Annotated in this window: 16 protein-coding genes; 7 read left to right on the plus strand and 9 right to left on the minus strand. The window is 69.9% G+C overall.

Annotated features, from left to right (window positions below; genetic code table 11):
* Nucleotides 1-33 precede the first annotated feature (33 nt).
* Genes ruvX through ACFY0U_RS37125 form a run of 4 tightly spaced genes read right to left on the minus strand, consistent with a single transcriptional unit; the run spans nucleotide 34 to nucleotide 3976 of the window.
* Nucleotides 34-498 carry a Holliday junction resolvase RuvX gene (ruvX, locus tag ACFY0U_RS37110; RefSeq protein ID WP_388643663.1) on the minus strand — a complete coding sequence of 155 codons (465 nt, stop codon included), beginning with the start codon at nucleotides 496-498 and terminating at the stop codon, nucleotides 34-36.
* A 2-nt stretch (nucleotides 499-500) separates the two neighbouring features.
* Nucleotides 501-3173, minus strand: a complete 2673-nt coding sequence (gene alaS, locus ACFY0U_RS37115) for an alanine--tRNA ligase (RefSeq protein ID WP_388643472.1) — start codon at nucleotides 3171-3173, stop codon at nucleotides 501-503.
* On the minus strand, nucleotides 3173-3532 hold the full coding sequence (locus tag ACFY0U_RS37120) for a hypothetical protein (protein ID WP_388643474.1): 360 nt from the start codon (nucleotides 3530-3532) through the stop codon (nucleotides 3173-3175). Before ACFY0U_RS37120 ends, alaS begins: the two co-directional genes overlap by 1 nt.
* A 9-nt stretch (nucleotides 3533-3541) precedes the next feature.
* A complete protein-coding gene (locus ACFY0U_RS37125) occupies nucleotides 3542-3976 on the minus strand; it encodes a DUF948 domain-containing protein (protein ID WP_388643476.1) in 435 nt (144 codons plus the stop codon).
* A gap of 161 nt (nucleotides 3977-4137) precedes the next feature.
* Here ACFY0U_RS37125 and ACFY0U_RS37130 point away from each other — a divergent pair, with 161 nt between their 5' ends.
* A complete protein-coding gene (locus ACFY0U_RS37130) occupies nucleotides 4138-6273 on the plus strand; it encodes an ATP-binding protein (RefSeq protein WP_388643479.1) in 2136 nt (711 codons plus the stop codon).
* Between the two features lie 30 nt (nucleotides 6274-6303).
* On the opposite strand, the gene rpsD is transcribed toward ACFY0U_RS37130, so the two are convergent.
* From rpsD to ACFY0U_RS37145, 3 genes are all read right to left on the minus strand, one after another.
* The gene (gene rpsD, locus ACFY0U_RS37135; protein ID WP_030053239.1) at nucleotides 6304-6918 is read right to left on the minus strand and encodes a 30S ribosomal protein S4; all 615 of its coding nucleotides are present in this window, start codon (nucleotides 6916-6918) and stop codon (nucleotides 6304-6306) included.
* Between the two features lie 304 nt (nucleotides 6919-7222).
* Entirely contained in the window at nucleotides 7223-8578 is a 1356-nt protein-coding gene (locus ACFY0U_RS37140) for a replication-associated recombination protein A (RefSeq protein WP_388643482.1), read from the minus strand.
* A 59-nt stretch (nucleotides 8579-8637) separates the two neighbouring features.
* Nucleotides 8638-9294, minus strand: a complete 657-nt coding sequence (locus ACFY0U_RS37145) for a vitamin K epoxide reductase family protein (RefSeq protein WP_388643485.1) — start codon at nucleotides 9292-9294, stop codon at nucleotides 8638-8640.
* Nucleotides 9295-9440: 146 nt separating this feature from the next.
* On the opposite strand from ACFY0U_RS37145, the gene ACFY0U_RS37150 reads away from it, so the two are divergent.
* Genes ACFY0U_RS37150 through ACFY0U_RS37165 form a run of 4 tightly spaced genes read left to right on the plus strand, consistent with a single transcriptional unit; the run spans nucleotide 9441 to nucleotide 12968 of the window.
* Nucleotides 9441-10307, plus strand: coding sequence for an ABC transporter ATP-binding protein (locus tag ACFY0U_RS37150; protein ID WP_388643488.1), 867 nt, complete (start codon nucleotides 9441-9443; stop codon nucleotides 10305-10307).
* Nucleotides 10304-11149 carry an ABC transporter permease gene (locus tag ACFY0U_RS37155; RefSeq protein WP_388643491.1) on the plus strand — a complete coding sequence of 282 codons (846 nt, stop codon included), beginning with the start codon at nucleotides 10304-10306 and terminating at the stop codon, nucleotides 11147-11149. Before ACFY0U_RS37150 ends, ACFY0U_RS37155 begins: the two co-directional genes overlap by 4 nt.
* The gene (locus ACFY0U_RS37160; RefSeq protein WP_388643494.1) at nucleotides 11146-12345 is read left to right on the plus strand and encodes a sensor histidine kinase; all 1200 of its coding nucleotides are present in this window, start codon (nucleotides 11146-11148) and stop codon (nucleotides 12343-12345) included. Before ACFY0U_RS37155 ends, ACFY0U_RS37160 begins: the two co-directional genes overlap by 4 nt.
* Nucleotides 12342-12968 (plus strand): response regulator, encoded by a 627-nt coding sequence (locus ACFY0U_RS37165; RefSeq protein WP_388643496.1) that lies wholly within the window; start codon nucleotides 12342-12344, stop codon nucleotides 12966-12968. Before ACFY0U_RS37160 ends, ACFY0U_RS37165 begins: the two co-directional genes overlap by 4 nt.
* 48 nt (nucleotides 12969-13016) lie before the next feature.
* On the opposite strand, the gene hisS is transcribed toward ACFY0U_RS37165, so the two are convergent.
* Nucleotides 13017-14279 carry a histidine--tRNA ligase gene (gene hisS, locus ACFY0U_RS37170; protein ID WP_388643499.1) on the minus strand — a complete coding sequence of 421 codons (1263 nt, stop codon included), beginning with the start codon at nucleotides 14277-14279 and terminating at the stop codon, nucleotides 13017-13019.
* Nucleotides 14280-14289: 10 nt separating this feature from the next.
* Nucleotides 14290-15000: an MBL fold metallo-hydrolase gene (locus ACFY0U_RS37175; protein ID WP_388643501.1), complete on the minus strand. Its 711-nt coding sequence runs from the start codon at nucleotides 14998-15000 to the stop codon at nucleotides 14290-14292.
* Between the two features lie 180 nt (nucleotides 15001-15180).
* On the opposite strand from ACFY0U_RS37175, the gene ACFY0U_RS37180 reads away from it, so the two are divergent.
* Both ACFY0U_RS37180 and ACFY0U_RS37185 read left to right on the plus strand, forming a co-directional pair.
* Nucleotides 15181-15993 (plus strand): peptidylprolyl isomerase, encoded by an 813-nt coding sequence (locus ACFY0U_RS37180; protein ID WP_388643503.1) that lies wholly within the window; start codon nucleotides 15181-15183, stop codon nucleotides 15991-15993.
* A 135-nt stretch (nucleotides 15994-16128) separates the two neighbouring features.
* Complete coding sequence (locus ACFY0U_RS37185) at nucleotides 16129-17358, plus strand: DUF349 domain-containing protein (RefSeq protein WP_388643505.1); 1230 nt, start codon at nucleotides 16129-16131, stop codon at nucleotides 17356-17358.
* The last annotated feature ends 28 nt before the right edge of the window (nucleotides 17359-17386 follow it).

Raw genomic sequence — 17386 nt, forward strand, 5'->3', positions numbered from 1 at the left:
GCCGCAGTCGCGCGGAACGTTACCGTATCGCGATCAGATGACCACTTCGACGCTCTCTCCGGGTGCTTTACCTGACACCCGTTCGGATTCGAGCGCCTGCTGGAGGATGATCACAGCGGCTGCCTGGTCGATGACGGAGCGGCCCTTCTTGGATTTCACACCCGAGGCGCGCAGTCCCTGGCTGGCCGTCACGGTCGTCATCCGCTCGTCCACCAGGCGTACCGGAATCGGCGCGATGCCCTTCGCCAGCTCCTGGGCGAAGGCCCTGACCTTGACCGCCGCCGGGCCCTCGCCCCCCTTGAGGGAGCGAGGGAGACCGACGACGACCTCGATCGGCTCGTACTCCTCGACGATCTGCTTCAACCGTCGATGGGCGGCCGGGACGTCCCGGCCGGGGACCGTCTCCACCGGAGTGGCGAGGATCCCGTCGGGGTCGCACGAGGCGACCCCGATCCGGGCGTCCCCGACGTCGATGGCGAGTCGGCGGCCTGTGCGCATCGTCACTTCGCGGTGTCCGTGACCAGCCGCTCGACGGCCTCGACGGCCTCGCCGATCGCCGCCGGGTTCTGGCCGCCGCCCTGGGCGACGTCCGGCTTGCCGCCACCGCCGCCGCCGAGGGTCTTGGCGGCCGTACGGACCAGGTCGCCGGCCTTGAGGCCACGCTCACGGGCGGCCTCGTTGGTGGCGATGACCGTGAGCGGCTTGCCGTTGACCGTGGTGAACAGCGCCACGACCGCGGCCCGACCGCCCTGGATGCGGCCGCGTACGTCGAGGACCAGCTTGCGCAGGTCGTCGGCGGTGGTGCCGTCCGGGACCTGACCGGTGACCACGGCGATGCCGCGGACGTCCTTGGCGGACTCGGCGAGACCGGCCGCGGCCTGGAGGACCTTCTCGGCGCGGAACTTCTCGATCTCCTTCTCGGCGTCCTTCAGCTTGCCGAGCATGGCGGAGACCTTCTCCGGGAGCTCCTCCGGGCGGCCCTTGATCAGCTCCTGGAGCTGGGCGACGACCGTGTGCTCACGGGCGAGGAAGTTGTAGGCGTCGACGCCGACGAGCGCCTCGATACGGCGCACACCCGAGCCGATCGACGACTCTCCGAGCAGCTTGACCAGGCCGAGCTGCGAGGTGTTGTGCACATGGGTGCCGCCGCACAGCTCCTTGGAGAAGTCGCCGATGGTGACGACACGGACGCGCTCGCCGTACTTCTCGCCGAACTCGGCGATGGCGCCCTGCTTCTTGGCCTCGTCGAGGCTCAGGATCTCGGCGTGCACATCGAGGTCGCGGGCGAGCACCTCGTTGATCTTCTGCTCGACGTCGGTCATCACGGCCGTGGGAACGGCGGACGGCGAGCCGAAGTCGAAGCGGAAGCGGCCGGGCTGGTTCTCGGAACCGGCCTGGGCGGCCGTCGGGCCGAGCGCGTCGCGCAGGGCCTGGTGGGTGAGGTGGGTGGCCGAGTGGGCTCGGGCGATGGCCGTACGGCGGCGGGAGTCGATCGAGGCGTGGGCCTTGGCACCGACGGTGACCTCGCCGAACTGGACGACGCCCTTGTGGACGTAGACGCCCGGGACCGGCTTCTGGCAGTCGCGGATCTCGATGACGGCACCGGAGTCGACCTTGATCCTGCCGGTGTCACCGATCTGACCGCCGCCCTCGGCGTAGAACGGGGTGCGGTCCAGGACGATCTCGACCTCGTCGCCCTCGGTGGCGGCCGGCGAGGAGGCACCGTCGACGAGGATGCCGACGATCGTGGACTCGCCCTCGGTGTCCGCGTACCCGATGAACTCGGTCTCGCCGACCTTGTCCGCGATCTCGCGGTAGGCACCGGCACCCGCGTGGCCGGTCTTCTTGGCCTGGGCGTCCGCCTTGGCGCGCTCCCGCTGCTCCTTCATCAGACGGCGGAAGCCGTCCTCGTCCACGGACAGCCCCTGCTCGGCGGCCATCTCCAGGGTGAGGTCGATCGGGAAGCCCCAGGTGTCGTGGAGCAGGAACGCCTTGTCGCCGGCGAGGACCTTGCCACCGGAGGCCTTGGTCTCGGTGACGGCGGTGTCGAGGATGTTGGTGCCGGCCTTCAGCGTCTTGAGGAAGGCGGCCTCCTCGGCGAGGGCGACCTTCTCGATGCGCTCGCGGTCGGTGACGAGCTCGGGGTACTGCTGGCCCATCATCGCGATGACGGTGTCGACCAGGTCGTGGACGACCGGACCGGTGGCGCCGAGGAGGCGCATGTTGCGGATGGCGCGGCGCATGATGCGGCGCAGGACGTAACCACGGCCCTCGTTGCCGGGGGTCACGCCGTCGCCGATGAGCATCACGGAGGTCCGCATGTGGTCGGTGACCACGCGCAGGGAGACGTCCGACTCGTGGGCGTCGCCGTAGGCGACACCGGTCAGCTCGGTGGCCTTCTTGATGACGGCCATCGAGGTGTCGATCTCGTACATGTTCTGCACGCCCTGCAGAATCATCGCGAGACGCTCCAGGCCGAGGCCCGTGTCGATGTTCTTGCTGGGGAGCTCGCCGAGGATCTCGAAGTTGTCCTTGCCGATGCCCTCGCCGCGCTCGTACTGCATGAAGACGAGGTTCCAGATCTCCACGTACCGCTCGTCGTTGACGGCGGGGCCGCCCTCGACGCCGAACTCGGGGCCGCGGTCGTAGTTGATCTCGGAACAGGGGCCACAGGGTCCGGGGACGCCCATGGACCAGTAGTTGTCCTTCATGCCGAGGCGCTGGATGCGCTCCTTCGGCACCCCGACGACCTCGTGCCAGATGCGCTCGGCCTCGTCGTCCTCCAGGTAGACGGTGATCCAGAGCTTCTCCGGCTCCAGGCCGTAACCACCCTTGTCCTGGGGCGTGGTGAGCAGCTCCCAGGCGTACTTGATGGCGCCTTCCTTGAAGTAGTCGCCGAAGGAGAAGTTGCCGCACATCTGGAAGAACGTGCCGTGCCGGGTGGTCTTGCCGACCTCTTCGATGTCGGGCGTACGCACGCACTTCTGCACGCTGGTCGCGCGCGCCCACGGCGGCTTGACCTCACCGAGGAAGTACGGCTTGAAGGGGACCATGCCGGCGGGGACCAGGAGCAGAGTCGGGTCGTCCGCGATGAGCGACGCCGAAGGGACGACGGTGTGACCGCGCTCCTCGTAGAAGCTCAGCCAGCGGCGGCGGATCTCGGCCGACTCCATCAGTGGTCCTCGTTTCGGTTGTACGGGTACGTCCGGTACGTCGATCCCTCGACGTACTTCGGGTTGTTGCGGTTCTCGATGGCGGCGTACCGCCGGGGCGCGGGGAGTTCGGGGTCGACCGGGGCGTTCAGCCCCAGTGCGTCGCCGAGTTCTTCCTCCCGCTGGACCATGTTGTCGCGGACGTCGAGCGCGAAGCCGACCGCGCGGTCCTTGATGCGGTGACCGGCCTCGAGCGCCTTGTTCGCTGCGGTCGCGGCGAGGCTCTCGGGGGTCAGCTGCTTCAGCTTGCGGTTGACCTTGGTGGTGGCCCACACACCGGCGGCGACGCCCGAGGTGAACCAGAACGTACGGCGGAACATCGCTAGGTCTCAGTCCTTCTTCCGCTTGCTCCGTCGTGACGCCGGAACGGTGCGGCCCACGATCACGGTACGCCGGGGTGCCTTGACGGGCACGTCGTCCTTGCGGCCGCTGATCGCCCTGCGCACGCCGTATCCGAAGGCCGCGACCTTGACCAGGGGGCCGCCGAAGGTGGAGGCGACGGTGGTGGACAGCGCGGAGGCGTTGGAGGTGACTTCCTGGACGTCCGAGGCGATCGCGTCCACCCGGTCGATCTGGGTCTGCGCGGAGCGGACCGCCGAGGAGGCGTCCGCCAGGAGCGGGACGGCCTGATCGGTCACGTCCGCCACCAGCTTCGTGGTCGCCCTGAGCGTCTGGGCCAGCCTCGCCAGCGCGACGGCGAGGAAGGAGACCAGGATCGCCCAGAAGACGGCCACCAGGATCCCGGCCACCTCGCCACCGGACACTACGCACCCGCTCCCGTATACGTGCCTGAACATCGAAAAAGTCGTGCGGTGAGCCTATCGCGCCGCGGGCGGGGCTCCGCACCGGATTACCGTGCGCGCGCGGGCGGAGTCGCCCGAAGCGATTGTACGGACCGAACACGCTTCAGTACGCTCCGTGTTCCATGCGTGACGATCGGCTCTACGACGGCAATCTCCCCCTCGAACTGGACGCGTTCGTGGGCCGCTCGGCCGAACTCACCGCACTCTGTCTGGCTCTGGAGAGCTCGCGGCTGGTGACCCTGACCGGCGCCGGGGGCATCGGCAAGTCCCGGCTGGCGGCGCGGGCGGCGCTCCGGCACGGGGCGTGGCGGGTCGACCTGGCGTCGGTGCGCGATCCGGAGTTCGTCGACTTCGCGGTCGTGGAGGCGCTGGGGCTGACCGACCACACCACACGGCTGCCGCGCGAGATCCTGCTCGCGCACCTGGCGGAGCCGGGGCGTGAACTCCTGCTGGTTCTCGACGGGTTCGAGCATCTGGTGGACGCCTGCGCCGAGCTGGTGACGGATCTGCTGCACCGGGTGCCGGGGCTCAGGGTGCTGGCCGTGGGCCGCCGACCGCTGTCCGTGGCGGGCGAGCGGGTGTTCGCGCTGGAGCCGCTCGCCGAGGCGGAGGCCGTGGAGCTCTTCGTGGACCGGGCGCGGCGGCAGGGCGTGGCCGTCGCCGCCGATGCCGACGTACGGGAACTGTGCCGGCGCCTCGACGGCATCCCGCTCGCCGTCGAGCTGGCCGCCGGGCGGCTGCGGGCCCTGTCCCCCGGTCAGTTGCTGGAGCGGCTCGACGACCGGTTCCGGCTGCTGACCGGCGGTGGGCGGGACTCGCTGCCCCGGCATCGGACGCTGCGTACGGCGATCGGCTGGAGCCATGAGCTGTGCACGCCTCAGGAGCGGCTGCTGTGGTCGCGTCTGTCGGTGTTCGCCGGGCCGTTCGACCTGGAGGCCGTGGAGTACGTGTGCAGTGGCGCCGGGCTGGCCGAGCAGGATGTCCTCGACGTCCTGACGGAACTGCTCACGCAGTCCGTGGTCGGGCGCGAGGAGACAGCGACGGGCGTGCGCTACCGGATGCTGGACACGGTCCGGGTGTACGGCGCCGAGTGGCTGGAGGCGACCGGGGACGCGGACCGGCTGCGGCGCCGGCACCGCGACTGGTACCTGGGCCTGGCGACCTGGTGCGAGCTGGACTGGTTCTCCCCGCGGCAGACCGAGGTGGCCGCGCGCATCGAGGCGGAACTGCCGAATCTGCGGTACGCCCTGGACCACTGCCTGGCCGACCCGGACGAGGCGCATCTGGGCCAGTACCTCGCGGGTTCCCTCTGGTTCTGCTGGGTCGGCTGCGGACGGCTCTCGGAGGGCCGGCACTGGCTGGAGCAGGCCGTGCGGCTGGAGTCCGACAACGAACTGTCCCGGCTCAAGGCCCTGTGGGTGCTCGGCTACGTGGCGATCCTCCAGGGCGACACGGTGGCGGCGCTGGCCGCGCTCCACGAGTGCCGGGAGGAGGCGGAGCGGTCCGCGAACCCGACGGCGGTGGCGTACGCCGAGCACCGCGCCGGCTGTCTGGCCCTGATCAGCGACGACATGGCCCGCGCGGAGACGCTGCTGCGCTCGGCGCTGGAGCGGTACCGGGAGATCGGCGAACTCAACAGCAATGTCCTGATGGGCCAGGTGGAGCTGGCGATGACGCGGGCGTTCCAGGGCGATCTGCCGGGGGCGGTGCAGCTGTGCCAGGACGTCCGCCGGGTCTGTGAGGACCACGGCGAGAGCTGGACGAGGTCGTACGCGCTGTACGTGCTGGCGTACGCGGCCTGGAGCGAGGGCGATCCGGCGGCGGCCCGCACGCTGCTGACCGATTGTCTGGGCGCCGCCCACGCCTTCCGCGATCTGCTCGGCTCGGTGCTGTCGATCGAACTGCTGGCCCTGGTCACGGCGGCCCAGGGCGACAGCGCGGAGGCCGCGGTCCTCCAGGGCGCCGCCGCCGCGATGTGGCCCTCGGTGGGTCTGCCGCTGTTCGGCTCCGCCCACTACAACGCGCCGCACGAGCTGTGCGAGGCGATGGCCCGCGAGGACCTGGGCGACGAGCGGTACGCGGAGTGCGTACGGACAGGGGGCCGGCTCGGCCGGGACGCGGCCGTGGCCCGGGCGCTGGGGCGGATCCCGGACGCGCTGCCCGCGCCGCGCGGACCGGCACGGCACGCTCAGGGCGCCGTGGCCATGCAAAAGCCCGCCGCCTCGCCCACCCGGAAGGGCGGGGAGACGGCGGGCTGAGGTGGTGCGTGTCCTACGTCCTGCTGGTGATCAGCGGGCGTAGTACTCGACGACGAGCTGCTCGTCGCAGATCACCGGGATCTCCTTGCGGTTCGGCTCACGGTCCAGGCGGAACGCCAGGGCCTTGAGGTTCACCTGGAGGTAGCGCGGGGTCTCACCCTCGGGGGCGAAGCCGCCCTCACGGGCGATGGAGAAGAGGGTCTTCTCACGGCTGCGCTCGCGGACCATCACGACGTCGTCGGGACGGACGCGGAACGACGGCTTGTCGACCTTGCCGCCGTTGACCTCGATGTGGCCGTGGACGACCATCTGGCGGGCCTGGTAGATCGTGCGGGCGATGCCCGAACGCAGGACCAGCGCGTCGAGACGGCGCTCGAGCTCGATGATCAGGGCCTCACCGGTCTTGCCCTGCACCTTGGAGGCACGCTCGTAGGCGCGGACGAGCTGACGCTCGGACACGTCGTACTGCGCACGCAGACGCTGCTTCTCCAGCAGACGGACCTTGTAGTCCGAGTTCTGCTTGCGGCCGCGGCCGTGCTCACCCGGGGGGTAGGGACGGGCCTCGAAGTACTTGACGGCCTTCGGGGTCAGCGCGATACCGAGGGCACGCGACTTCTTGACCTTGGGGCGGGACTGATTCGCCACTTGATCTTCCTTGTCTGTTTCTACGGCTTGTCAGGGTTGAGGGAGGTCGCATCCGCAGCCGGGGAAACCCTCCGGGTCCGTTGCCGGGCCTGGTGGGCAGCCGCTCCCCTGGTCTGGGCACATACGTGCAGCACGCGAGTGGCCCACCGACCGGTCCCGTCCTGCGACGAGTGGTGGTGGGCTGCCCGCGACACCAATCGAACGGTGCGCGACGCTCCTGGAGCCGATCCGAGGACCGGACTCCGGCTGACTGTCCTGTTCTGACTGCACAGGACGCAGCACTCCGAGGGAGTCTACAGGGCGCTCAGGACCGCTTGCGACCGAGGTGCTGCCGGGTCCACTCGACCGCGTCCGCGTACCGCGCCTCGGCGCCGTGCCTGGTCGGCGTGTAGTACTCGCGGTCCTTGAGGGCGTCCGGGGCGTACTGCTGCTCGGCGATTCCCTCGGGCAGATCGTGCGGATACACGTACCCCTGCGCGTGGCCGAGCTTGGCGGCGCCCTTGTAGTGCCCGTCGCGCAGATGGGGCGGCACGGAGCCGGCCAGGCCCTTGCGTACGTCCTCCATGGCGGCGCCGATCGCCATGGTCGCGGCGTTGGACTTGGGGGCGAGCGCGAGGGCGATGGTGGCGTGGCTGAGGGTGAGGGCGGCCTCGGGGAAGCCGATCATGGCGACGGCCTGCGCGGCGGCCACCGCTATGGGGAGGGCGTTGGGGTCGGCGAGGCCGATGTCCTCGCTGGCGGAGATCATCAGACGGCGGGCGATGAAGCGGGGGTCCTCGCCGGCCTCGATCATCCGGGCCAGGTAGTGCAGCGCGGCGTCGACGTCCGAGCCGCGGATGGACTTGATGAGGGCGCTGGCCACGTCGTAGTGCTGGTCGCCGTCGCGGTCGTACTTCACGGCCGCGCGGTCGACCGTCTCCTCCAGCGTGGTGAGGGAGATCTCCGCCTCGCCCTTGTCGAGCGCGGCCCCGGCGGCGGCCTCCAGGGCGGTCAGGGCCCGGCGGGCGTCGCCGCCGGCGATCCGCAGGAGGTGCTCCTCGGTGTCCTCGGGGAGGGTGACGGCGTCCTTGAGGCCGCGCTCGTCGCTCAGCGCCCGCTTCAGGAGCCCTCTGACGTCGTCGTCCGTGAGGGGTTCGAGGGTCAGCAGCAGGGACCGGGAGAGCAGCGGGGAGATCACCGAGAAGTACGGGTTCTCGGTGGTCGCCGCGATCAGGGTCACCCAGCGGTTCTCGACGGCCGGGAGAAGGGAGTCCTGCTGGGCCTTGCTGAAGCGGTGGATCTCGTCGAGGAAGAGGACGGTCTCCTTGCCGTACCCACCGGTGGCACGGCGGGCTCCCTCGATGACCGCGCGGACCTCCTTGACGCCCGCGGTGATCGCCGACAGTTCGACGAAGCGCTTGTTGGTGGCCTTGGAGACGACGTACGCGAGGGTCGTCTTCCCGGTGCCGGGCGGGCCCCACAGGATCACCGAGGACGGGCCCGCCGGGCCGCCCGTGCCCTCGCCGACGAGACGGCGCAGGGGCGAGCCGGGCTTCAGCAGATGCTGCTGGCCCACCACCTCGTCGAGGGTGCGCGGGCGCATCCGCACCGCCAGGGGACTCCCCGCGGGGTCTTTCTCCTGGCGTTCTTCTGCGGCTGCGGTGAACAGGTCGGGCTCCACGTCCAAAACCCTAGTTCACCGCACTGACAATCCGGCCGGGCCCTCGGAAGGCCCGGGGATCAGCTGGTCCAGAAGTCCCACCAGCGCGTCAGGATCAGCATGCCGATGATCCCGATGTGCAGGACCGGCAGCACCCAGGTGAACTCGCCGAAGAAGCCCTTCAGCCAGCGCGGGGCGGGCAGGAAGCCGTTGCGCACGTTGAACGAGGTCACGTACCAGAACATGATGATCGTCGCGACCCAGGCCAGGGAGCACCACAGGCACAGCGCGTTGATCCGGTACAGCGACTGGAACATCAGCCAGGCGCAGAAGGAGACACCGAAGAGGGTGCCCGCGTTGAAGGTCAGCCAGTACCAGCGCGGGAAGCGGGCGCGGCCCAGCAGGCTCATGCCGACGCAGATGACGATGCCGTAGGCGACGAGGCCGAGCATCGGGTTGGGGAACCCGAAGGCGTGGGCCTGGTCGCTCTCCATGACGCTGCCGCAGGAGACGACGGGGTTCAGGCTGCACCCCGGGGTGAAGGTCTTGCCCTCGACCTTGGCCTCGAGGAGCTTGAACTTGTCGATCGTGATGACCCACGCCGCGAGCAGTCCGGCCGCGCCGGTGAGCACCAGCATGACGGCGAAGGCACGGCTGCCACCCACCGACCGTGGCTCAGCGGCCGTCCGCTCCGGCTCGGGCTCGGTGGAGACGTCTTTGACTGTGGTCTTGCTCATCACGCCGATTCCGTCTGCTTGAGAGTTGGACCTTCTTCGGGCAGGGGCCATTGTGCCGTACACGGGGCCGTGTCCACCGTTCGGTGGACATAAGGAAGTACGCCCGGTCGTCCCTGAGCGTTGGGTTCCGGCCCAGGCTCGAAGGTATGACAACACACGCGAACGGACTCGCGGTGGACGTACGGGGGCTGCGCAAGCAGTACGGCGACGTGACCGCGGTCGACGGTATCGATCTCGGCATCGGCAGGGGCGAGGTGTTCGGCCTGCTGGGGCCCAATGGCGCGGGCAAGAGCACCACGGTGGAGATCCTCCAGGGCAACCGGAGCCGGGACGCGGGCGAGGTCCGGGTGCTGGGCGCGGATCCGGCGAAGGGCACACGCGTGTGGCGCTCACGTGTCGGAATCGTCTGGCAGGACGAATCCGCGCCCGCCGAGTTGACGGTCCGCGAGACCGTACGGCATTTCGCCGGCTACTACCCCAAGCCGCGTGACCCGGAGGAGGTCATCGGTCTGGTGGGGTTGGAGGCGAAGGCGGGCAGCCGGATCAAGGCGCTGTCGGGCGGGCAGCGCCGCCGTCTCGACGTGGCGCTCGGTGTGATCGGCGGTCCCGAACTGCTGCTCCTGGACGAGCCGACGACCGGCTTCGACCCGGCGGCCCGGCGTCAGTTCTGGGACCTGATCCGCACCTTGTCCGACGAGGGCACGACCATCCTGCTCACCACGCACTACCTGGAGGAGGCGGAGGCCCTGGCCGACCGCCTCGCCGTGGTGACCGCGGGGCGGATCGTCGCCGAGGGCCGCCCGGCCGCGCTGCGGGACCGGTACGGCACCGAGGCCACCGTCGAGTGGACCGAGCCGGACGGCGCCCCGCGCACCGAGCGGACGGCCACCCCGACCCGCACGGTCGCCGAGCTCGCGCACCGCTTCGACGGCGAGATCCCGGGGCTGCGGGTGAGCCGCCCCACGCTGGAGGACGTCTACCTCCGGCTGACCGGACAGGAGGACGCACGATGACCACGACCGTCGTACGGACACGCCCGGACGCGGTCGCCGAGCGGCTGCCCGGCGCCTTCGGCATCGGCCTCCGGCGCGGCGCCCTGGAGCTCAGGCAGTTCTTCCGGCAGCGCGACCAGGTGGTGTTCACCTTCGCCTTCCCGGTCGTCTTCCTGTTCCTGTTCGCGTCGATCTTCGGTGACGACGTGGAGGGCGCCGGCATCACGGCCTCGCAGCTCTACGTCCCCGCGATGATGGCCGCCGGCATCATGTCGACGAGTTTCCAGTCCCTCGGCATCTCGATCGCCATCGAGCGCGACGAGAAGGTGCTGCGCCGGCTCCGTGGCACCCCCATGCCGCCGGCCTCGTACTTCCTCGGCAAGATCTGGCTGGTTCTGGTCACCGGTCTGATGGAGACGGCGATCCTGCTGCTCGTCGGCACCACGCTGTACGACGTCGACCTGCCCTCGGACGCCACGCGCTGGTTCCACTTCACCTGGATCTTCGTCCTCGGACTGACGGCGTGCGCCCTGCTGGGCATCGCGATCAGTTCGGTCCCCAAGTCCGGCAAGAGCGCCACGTCCGTGGTCGTCCTGCCCTTCCTGGTCCTCCAGTTCATCTCCGGGGTGTACATAGCGATCGACACCATCCCGGACTGGATGCTGAACATCGGTGCCCTGTTCCCCCTGAAGTGGATGTGCCAGGGTCTGCGCGGGGTGTTCCTGCCGGACTCGGCACAGGTCGTCGAACAGGCCGGCGGCTGGGAGTTCGGCCGTGTCGCCCTGGTCCTGGGGGCCTGGTGCGTCGGAGGATTGCTGCTGTGCCTGCTGACCTTCCGGTGGAAGAACCGGCGCGACGGATGAGGATCCCCTCCGGGCTGGTGGGCGCCTACACCTGGGACCGCTCGTTCCGGCTCTGGGACACGTACTTCGCGATCGTCTGGCTGGCCACCTCGGTGTTCGTGCTCGGCACGGACTTCCCGGGGTGGCCGGTCCGTGTCACGGCGGCGGCGCTGCTCGTGCCGTTGATCCCGCTGTACGTCGTGGTCGGGCGCCCCATCCTGCGGGGCGATCCGCCGGACGAGCGCCGGGCGTTGGTTTTCCTGGCGGCCATGATGGCCCTGTTCCTGCCGTCGGCGGTGCTGGTCGGCGAGACACGGCTGATGACGTTCGCGCTCGTACCGCCGTGCTTCATGACGCTGCGCGTCCGGTGGGCACTGGGGGCCGTGGCCGTCATCAACCTCGTGCCGGTCGTGGGCTGGGCCCTGTTGTGGTGGCCGAGCAACCAGGAGGTCTTCTTCAACTCGATGTTCGCCGTCGTCACCTTCGTCTTCTCGATGGCCCTCGGCAGTTGGATCATCCGGATCATCGAGCAGAGCCAGGAGCGGGCCGAGCTGATCGCGGAGCTGGACGCGAGCCGACACGAGGTGTCGCGGCTGTCGGCGGCGCACGGGGCGCTGGCCGAGCGGGAGCGGATGGCCCGGGAGATCCACGACACGCTCGCCCAGGGCTTCACCAGCCTGCTGATGCTGGTCCAGGCGGTCGAGGCGGAGCTGGAGTGCGACGTGCCGCAGGCCCGCCGCCATCTGGCGCTCATGGACGAGACGGCCCGGCAGAACCTGGCCGAGGCACGCGCGCTGGTCGCCGGAGCGGCACCGGCGGACCTGGACGGCGCCTCGCTCCCCGACGCGCTGCGTCGACTCGCCGACCGCCACGCGGCGACGCTGGAGGTGACGGGTCCGGTGCGGCCGTCGCCTGCCGGGGCCGAGGTGGTGGCCCTGCGCTCCTGCCAGGAGGCCTTGTCGAACGCCCGTAAGCACGCGGGGAGTTCGGCGTCCGTCGGGATCGCCCTGACGTATGCCGAGGAGACACTGACGGTGTCCGTACGGGACGACGGCCGCGGTTTCGACCCCTCGTCCGTGACCGACGGCTACGGACTGGCGGGGCTGCGCGCCCGGGCGGCCGAGGTCGGCGGGACCGCCCGGGTGGACAGCACCCCGGACGTCGGCACCACGGTCACCGTCCGACTGCCCGTACCGCCCGTGAGGAGCTCATCGTGATCCGGATCGTCCTGGCCGACGACCACCCCGTCGTACGGGAAGGGCTGCGGGCCATGCTGAGCGCCGAGCCGGACCTGGAGGTGGTCGCCGACGCGTCGAGCGGCCCCCAGGCCGAGGCGCTGGCGGCGGAGCTCCGGCCCGACATCGTGCTGATGGACCTGCGGATGCCGGGCGGCGGGGGTGTGGACTCGATCGAGCGGATGGCCGCGGCGGGGCTGCCGTGCCGGGTGATCGTCCTCACGACGTACGAGACGGACCGCGACATCCTGCGGGCCGTGGAGGCGGGAGCGGCGGGCTACCTGCTCAAGGACCTGCCCCGCGGGGAGCTGGCGGAGGCGGTACGGGCCGCTGCCCGCGGCGAGACCGTACTGGCGCCGTCGGTGGCGGCCCGCCTGGTGGACCAACTGCGGACCAAGCCGGAACGTCCACGGCTGTCCGATCGCGAGACGGCTGTGCTGCGGCTGGTGGCGGAGGGGTGCACCAACGCGGAGATCGGGCGGCGGCTGTACATCGGGGAGTCGACGGTGAAGACGCACTTGCTGCGGGTCTTCGGCAAGTTGGGGGTGGACGACCGGACGGCGGCGGTGACGAGTGCGATGCGGTACGGGCTGCTGGACCAATGACGAAGGCGCCGGGTCCCTTGGAGGGACCCGGCGCCTCACCACGCCGTACTAGCCGAGCCGGGCCTCCAGCTCGGCCACGATCTCGTTGACGCCGATCGCCGTCTGCTCACCGGACTCCATGTCCTTGAGCTGGACGACGCCCTCGGCGAGGTCGCGTTCGCCGGCGACGACCGTGTAGCGGGCGCCGCTGCGGTTGGCGTTCTTCATGGCGCCCTTGAGGCCCTTGGCACCGTAGGAGAAGTCGGCCGCGATGCCCACCTTGCGCAGCTCGGTGACCTTCGCGAAGAGGACGCGACGGGCCTCCTCGCCCAGCGGGACCGCGAACACGCTGGTCGTGGAGGGGAGTTCGAGGTCGACGCCCTCCGCCTCCAGCGCCAGGACCGTGCGGTCGACGCCCAGTGCCCAGCCCACCGACGGCAGCGCGGGGCCGCCGATCATCTCGGACAGGCCGTCGTAGCGGCCGCCGCCGCCCACCGCGGACTGGGAGCCCAGACCGTCGTGGACGAACTCGAAGGTCGTACGGGTGTAGTAGTCCAGGCCGCGCACCAGCTTGGGGTCGTCCTCGAAGGCGACGCCCGCCGCGGTGATCAGTTCACGGACCTCCTCGTGGTACGCCTTGCAGGCGTCGCAGAGGTAGTCCCGCAACAGGGGTGCGCCCGTCAGCTGCTTCTGGACGGCCTCGCGCTTGTCGTCCAGGACCCGCAGGGGGTTGATGTCCGCGCGGCGCAGCGTCTCCTCGTCGAGGTCGAGCCCCCGCAGGAAGTTCTGGAGCGCCTCCCGGTACACCGGACGGCACTCCTTGTCGCCCAGGCTGTTGAGGAGGATGCGGAAGTCGCGCAGCCCCAGCGAGCGGTACGCCTGGTCGGCCAGGATGATCAGCTCGGCGTCCAGCGCCGGGTCCTCCGCACCGATCGCCTCGGCGCCCACCTGGGAGAAGTGGCGGTAGCGGCCCTTCTGCGGGCGCTCGTAGCGGTAGTACGAGCCCGAGTACCAGAGCTTGACGGGGAGGTTGCCCGCCTTGTGAAGGTTGGCTTCCAGCGCCGCGCGCAGCACGGAGGCCGTGCCCTCGGGGCGCAGGGCGAGCCGGTCGCCGCCCTTGGTCTCGAAGGCGTACATCTCCTTCGTCACGATGTCGGTGGACTCACCGACACCGCGCGCGAAGAGCTCGACGCTCTCGAAGCCGGGTGTCTCGATGTAGCCGTAGCCGGAGTTGCGCAGCGGGGCCGCGATCGCCTCGCGGACCGCGAGGAACTTCGCGCTGTCCGGCGGGATGAGGTCGTACGTGCCCTTGGGGGCCTTGAAGGTGCTCACGGAAGGTTCGTCACATTCCTCGTCGGGGAGCGTCGACATCCGCTCCCAGGCCGGCGGCCACCTGCCGCAGATACGGATTGGTGGCACGCTCACGGCCGATGGTCGTGTGCTCGTTGTGGCCGGGCAGCACCACGGTCGAGTCGTCGAGCGGCAGGACCACGCGGGCCAGGGACTCGAGCATGTCGTCCATGGAGCCACCGGGGAAATCGGTGCGTCCGATGGAGCCGGCGAACAGCAGGTCGCCCGAGAAGAGAAGCGGCGGGATGTCCGCCGACTCGGGCATGCCGAAGGTCACCGACCCCCTGGTATGGCCGGGCGCGTGCGCCACGGTGAGCTCCAGTCCCGCCAGCTCCAGCTTCGCTCCGTCGGTCAGCTCCTTGACGTCGTCCGGCTCCCCCACGGTCAGCTCGCCCATGAGCGGCATCCCGAGGGTGCGGCCGAGCGCCTTCTCCGGGTCGCTCATCATGAACCGGTCCTCGGGGTGGATCCACGCGGGTACGTCGTGCGCTCCGCAGACCGGGACGACCGAGGCCACATGGTCGATGTGGCCATGGGTGAGGACGACGGCGACGGGCTTGAGCCGATGCTTCTTCAGCGCCTCTTCGACTCCCTGGGCGGCCTGATGGCCCGGGTCGATGATCACGCACTCCTCACCGGCGGCGGGGGCGACGAGATAACAGTTCGTCCCCCAGGCCCCGGCGGGGAACCCGGCAATGAGCACGATCGTCCTTCGTTGTGTCGATAAGGGTGGGCTTAAAAAACGGCTGCGCCTGTGGTCAGAGCCTACCGGCGCTGCCGTTTCCTCAGCGAACCCATATACGGTACGGGGCAAACGCACGCGGTCGGCTCACTAGACGCAGGCGTCCCAGCAGGCGTACGAGACGCATGAGGAGAGAACCCGGTGGTCACCCAGGAACAGCGGAAGCGGCAGCTCGCCCGGGAGAAGTTCTTGCGGCAGCAGCAGCGGCGCACGGCCGCGCGGCGCAAGGCCCGCATGCGCAACTCCGTGATCGCGTCGGTGCTCGGCGTGATCCTGGTGGGCAGTCTGGCGCTCTATACGTCGGACGTCCTCAAGGGCGACGACGACAAGGCCAACACCGCGGCCACGCCGTCGGCGACGCCCAGCGCGATCGCCGACCCCTGCAAGAAGCCCGCGGAGGGCAAGGCCAAGACGGCGACCTGGAAGAAGGAGCCGTCGATGACGATCGACAAGTCGGCGAAGTACACGATGAAGCTGGCGACGACGTGCGGTGACATAGACATCGCGCTCAAGACGAAGGCGGCCCCGCACACCGTCAACTCGTTCAACTTCCTCGCCGCCAAGGGCTACTTCGACCACACCAAGTGCCACCGGCTCACCACCAACGGCATCTACGTGCTCCAGTGCGGCGACCCGACGGGCAGCGGCAGCGGTGGTCCCGGATACACGATCCCGGACGAGAACCTGAAGGACAAAAGCCTCAAGGACAACGTCTACCCGGCGGGCACCATCGCGATGGCGAACACCGGGCAGGCGCACACCGGCGGCAGCCAGTTCTTCCTCGTCTACCAGGACAGTCAGCTGCCGCCGAGCTACACACCGTTCGGTACCGTTTCCGAATCCGGTATGACGGTCCTGAAGAAGATCGCGGCCGCAGGTGAGAGCACCGGAGCGGGTGACGGCGCTCCCAACGCAACGGTCGTGATCAACAAGGCGACTGTCACCAAATCCTGACCCTCAACAGCCAAATTTCGGTCGCGCGGGATGCGGACAGGCAACCCGCCGGTCGCCTATGTTGGCCGTGACGAAACTGTGGACGATGCCCGGGGGCGCTGAAGCCCTCTGCAGGCATCATGTGGAGGAGGCGCTGTGAGCAGCGACCCGTGGGGCCGCGTCGACGAGACGGGGACCGTGTACGTGCGTACGGCCGACGGCGAGCAGGTCGTCGGTTCCTGGCAGGCCGGCTCCCCTGAGGAGGCGTTGGCCTACTTCGAGCGCAAGTACGAGGGCCTGGTTGTCGAGATCGGCCTCCTCGAGAAGCGAGTGAAGACCACCGATCTGTCGGCGAAGGACGCGCAGGTCGCCATCGACCACATCCGCGAGCAGGTGGACGCGCACCACGCGGTCGGTGACCTGGACGCCCTCAAGGTGCGTCTGGACAAGCTCGTGGAGACGGTCGAGAAGCGTCGCGAGGAGCGCAAGCAGCAGCGCGCCAAGCAGTCCGACGAGGCCCGCCACTCCAAGGAGGCGCTGGTCGTCGAGGCGGAGGAGCTCGCGCAGTCCGACCAGTGGCGGGCCGCCGGTGAGCGGCTGCGGGCCCTGGTGGACACCTGGAAGGGTCTGCCGCGCCTGGACCGCAAGTCCGACGACGAACTGTGGCACCGCTTCTCGCACGCCCGGTCGGCGTTCTCCAAGCGTCGCAAGGCTCACTTCGCGTCGCTCGACGCGCAGCGCGAGGAGGCCCGTAAGACCAAGGAACGACTGGTCTCCGAGGCCGAGGCGCTGTCCGGCTCCACGGACTGGGGTCCGACGGCCGCCCGCTACCGCGAGCTGATGGCGGAGTGGAAGGCCGCGGGCCGTGCCCAGCGCGAGCACGAGGACGACCTGTGGAACCGCTTCCGCGGCGCCCAGGACGTCTTCTTCGCCGCCCGCAGCTCGGTCTTCGCGGAGCGCGACGCCGAGCAGTCGGAGAACCTGAAGCTCAAGGAGGAGCTGGCCGAGGAGGCCGAGAAGATCCTCCCGGTCACCGACCTCAAGGCGGCGCGCTCCGCGTTCCGCCAGATCAACGAGCGCTGGGAGGCCATCGGCCACGTCCCGCGCGACGCGCGTCCCAAGGTCGAGGGCCGGATGCACGCCGTCGAGCGGGCCATCCAGGAGGCCGAGGAGACCGAGTGGCGCCGGACCAACCCGGAGGCACGCGCGCGTGCCGCGGGTCTCACCGGCCAGCTCCAGGACGCCGTAGCCAAGCTCCAGGGCCAGATCGAGCAGGCCCGCGCCCAGGGCAACAACGCCCGCGCCGACAAGCTCCAGCGTGAGCTCGAGGGCCGTCAGGCGCTGCTGGACCAGGCGCTGAAGGGCCTGGAGGAGTTCGGCGGCTGACCGGCCGCGGTTCGGCTTCTACGACGAG

Source organism: Streptomyces sp. NPDC001536, assembly GCF_042894505.1.
GTDB lineage: Bacteria > Actinomycetota > Actinomycetes > Streptomycetales > Streptomycetaceae > Streptomyces.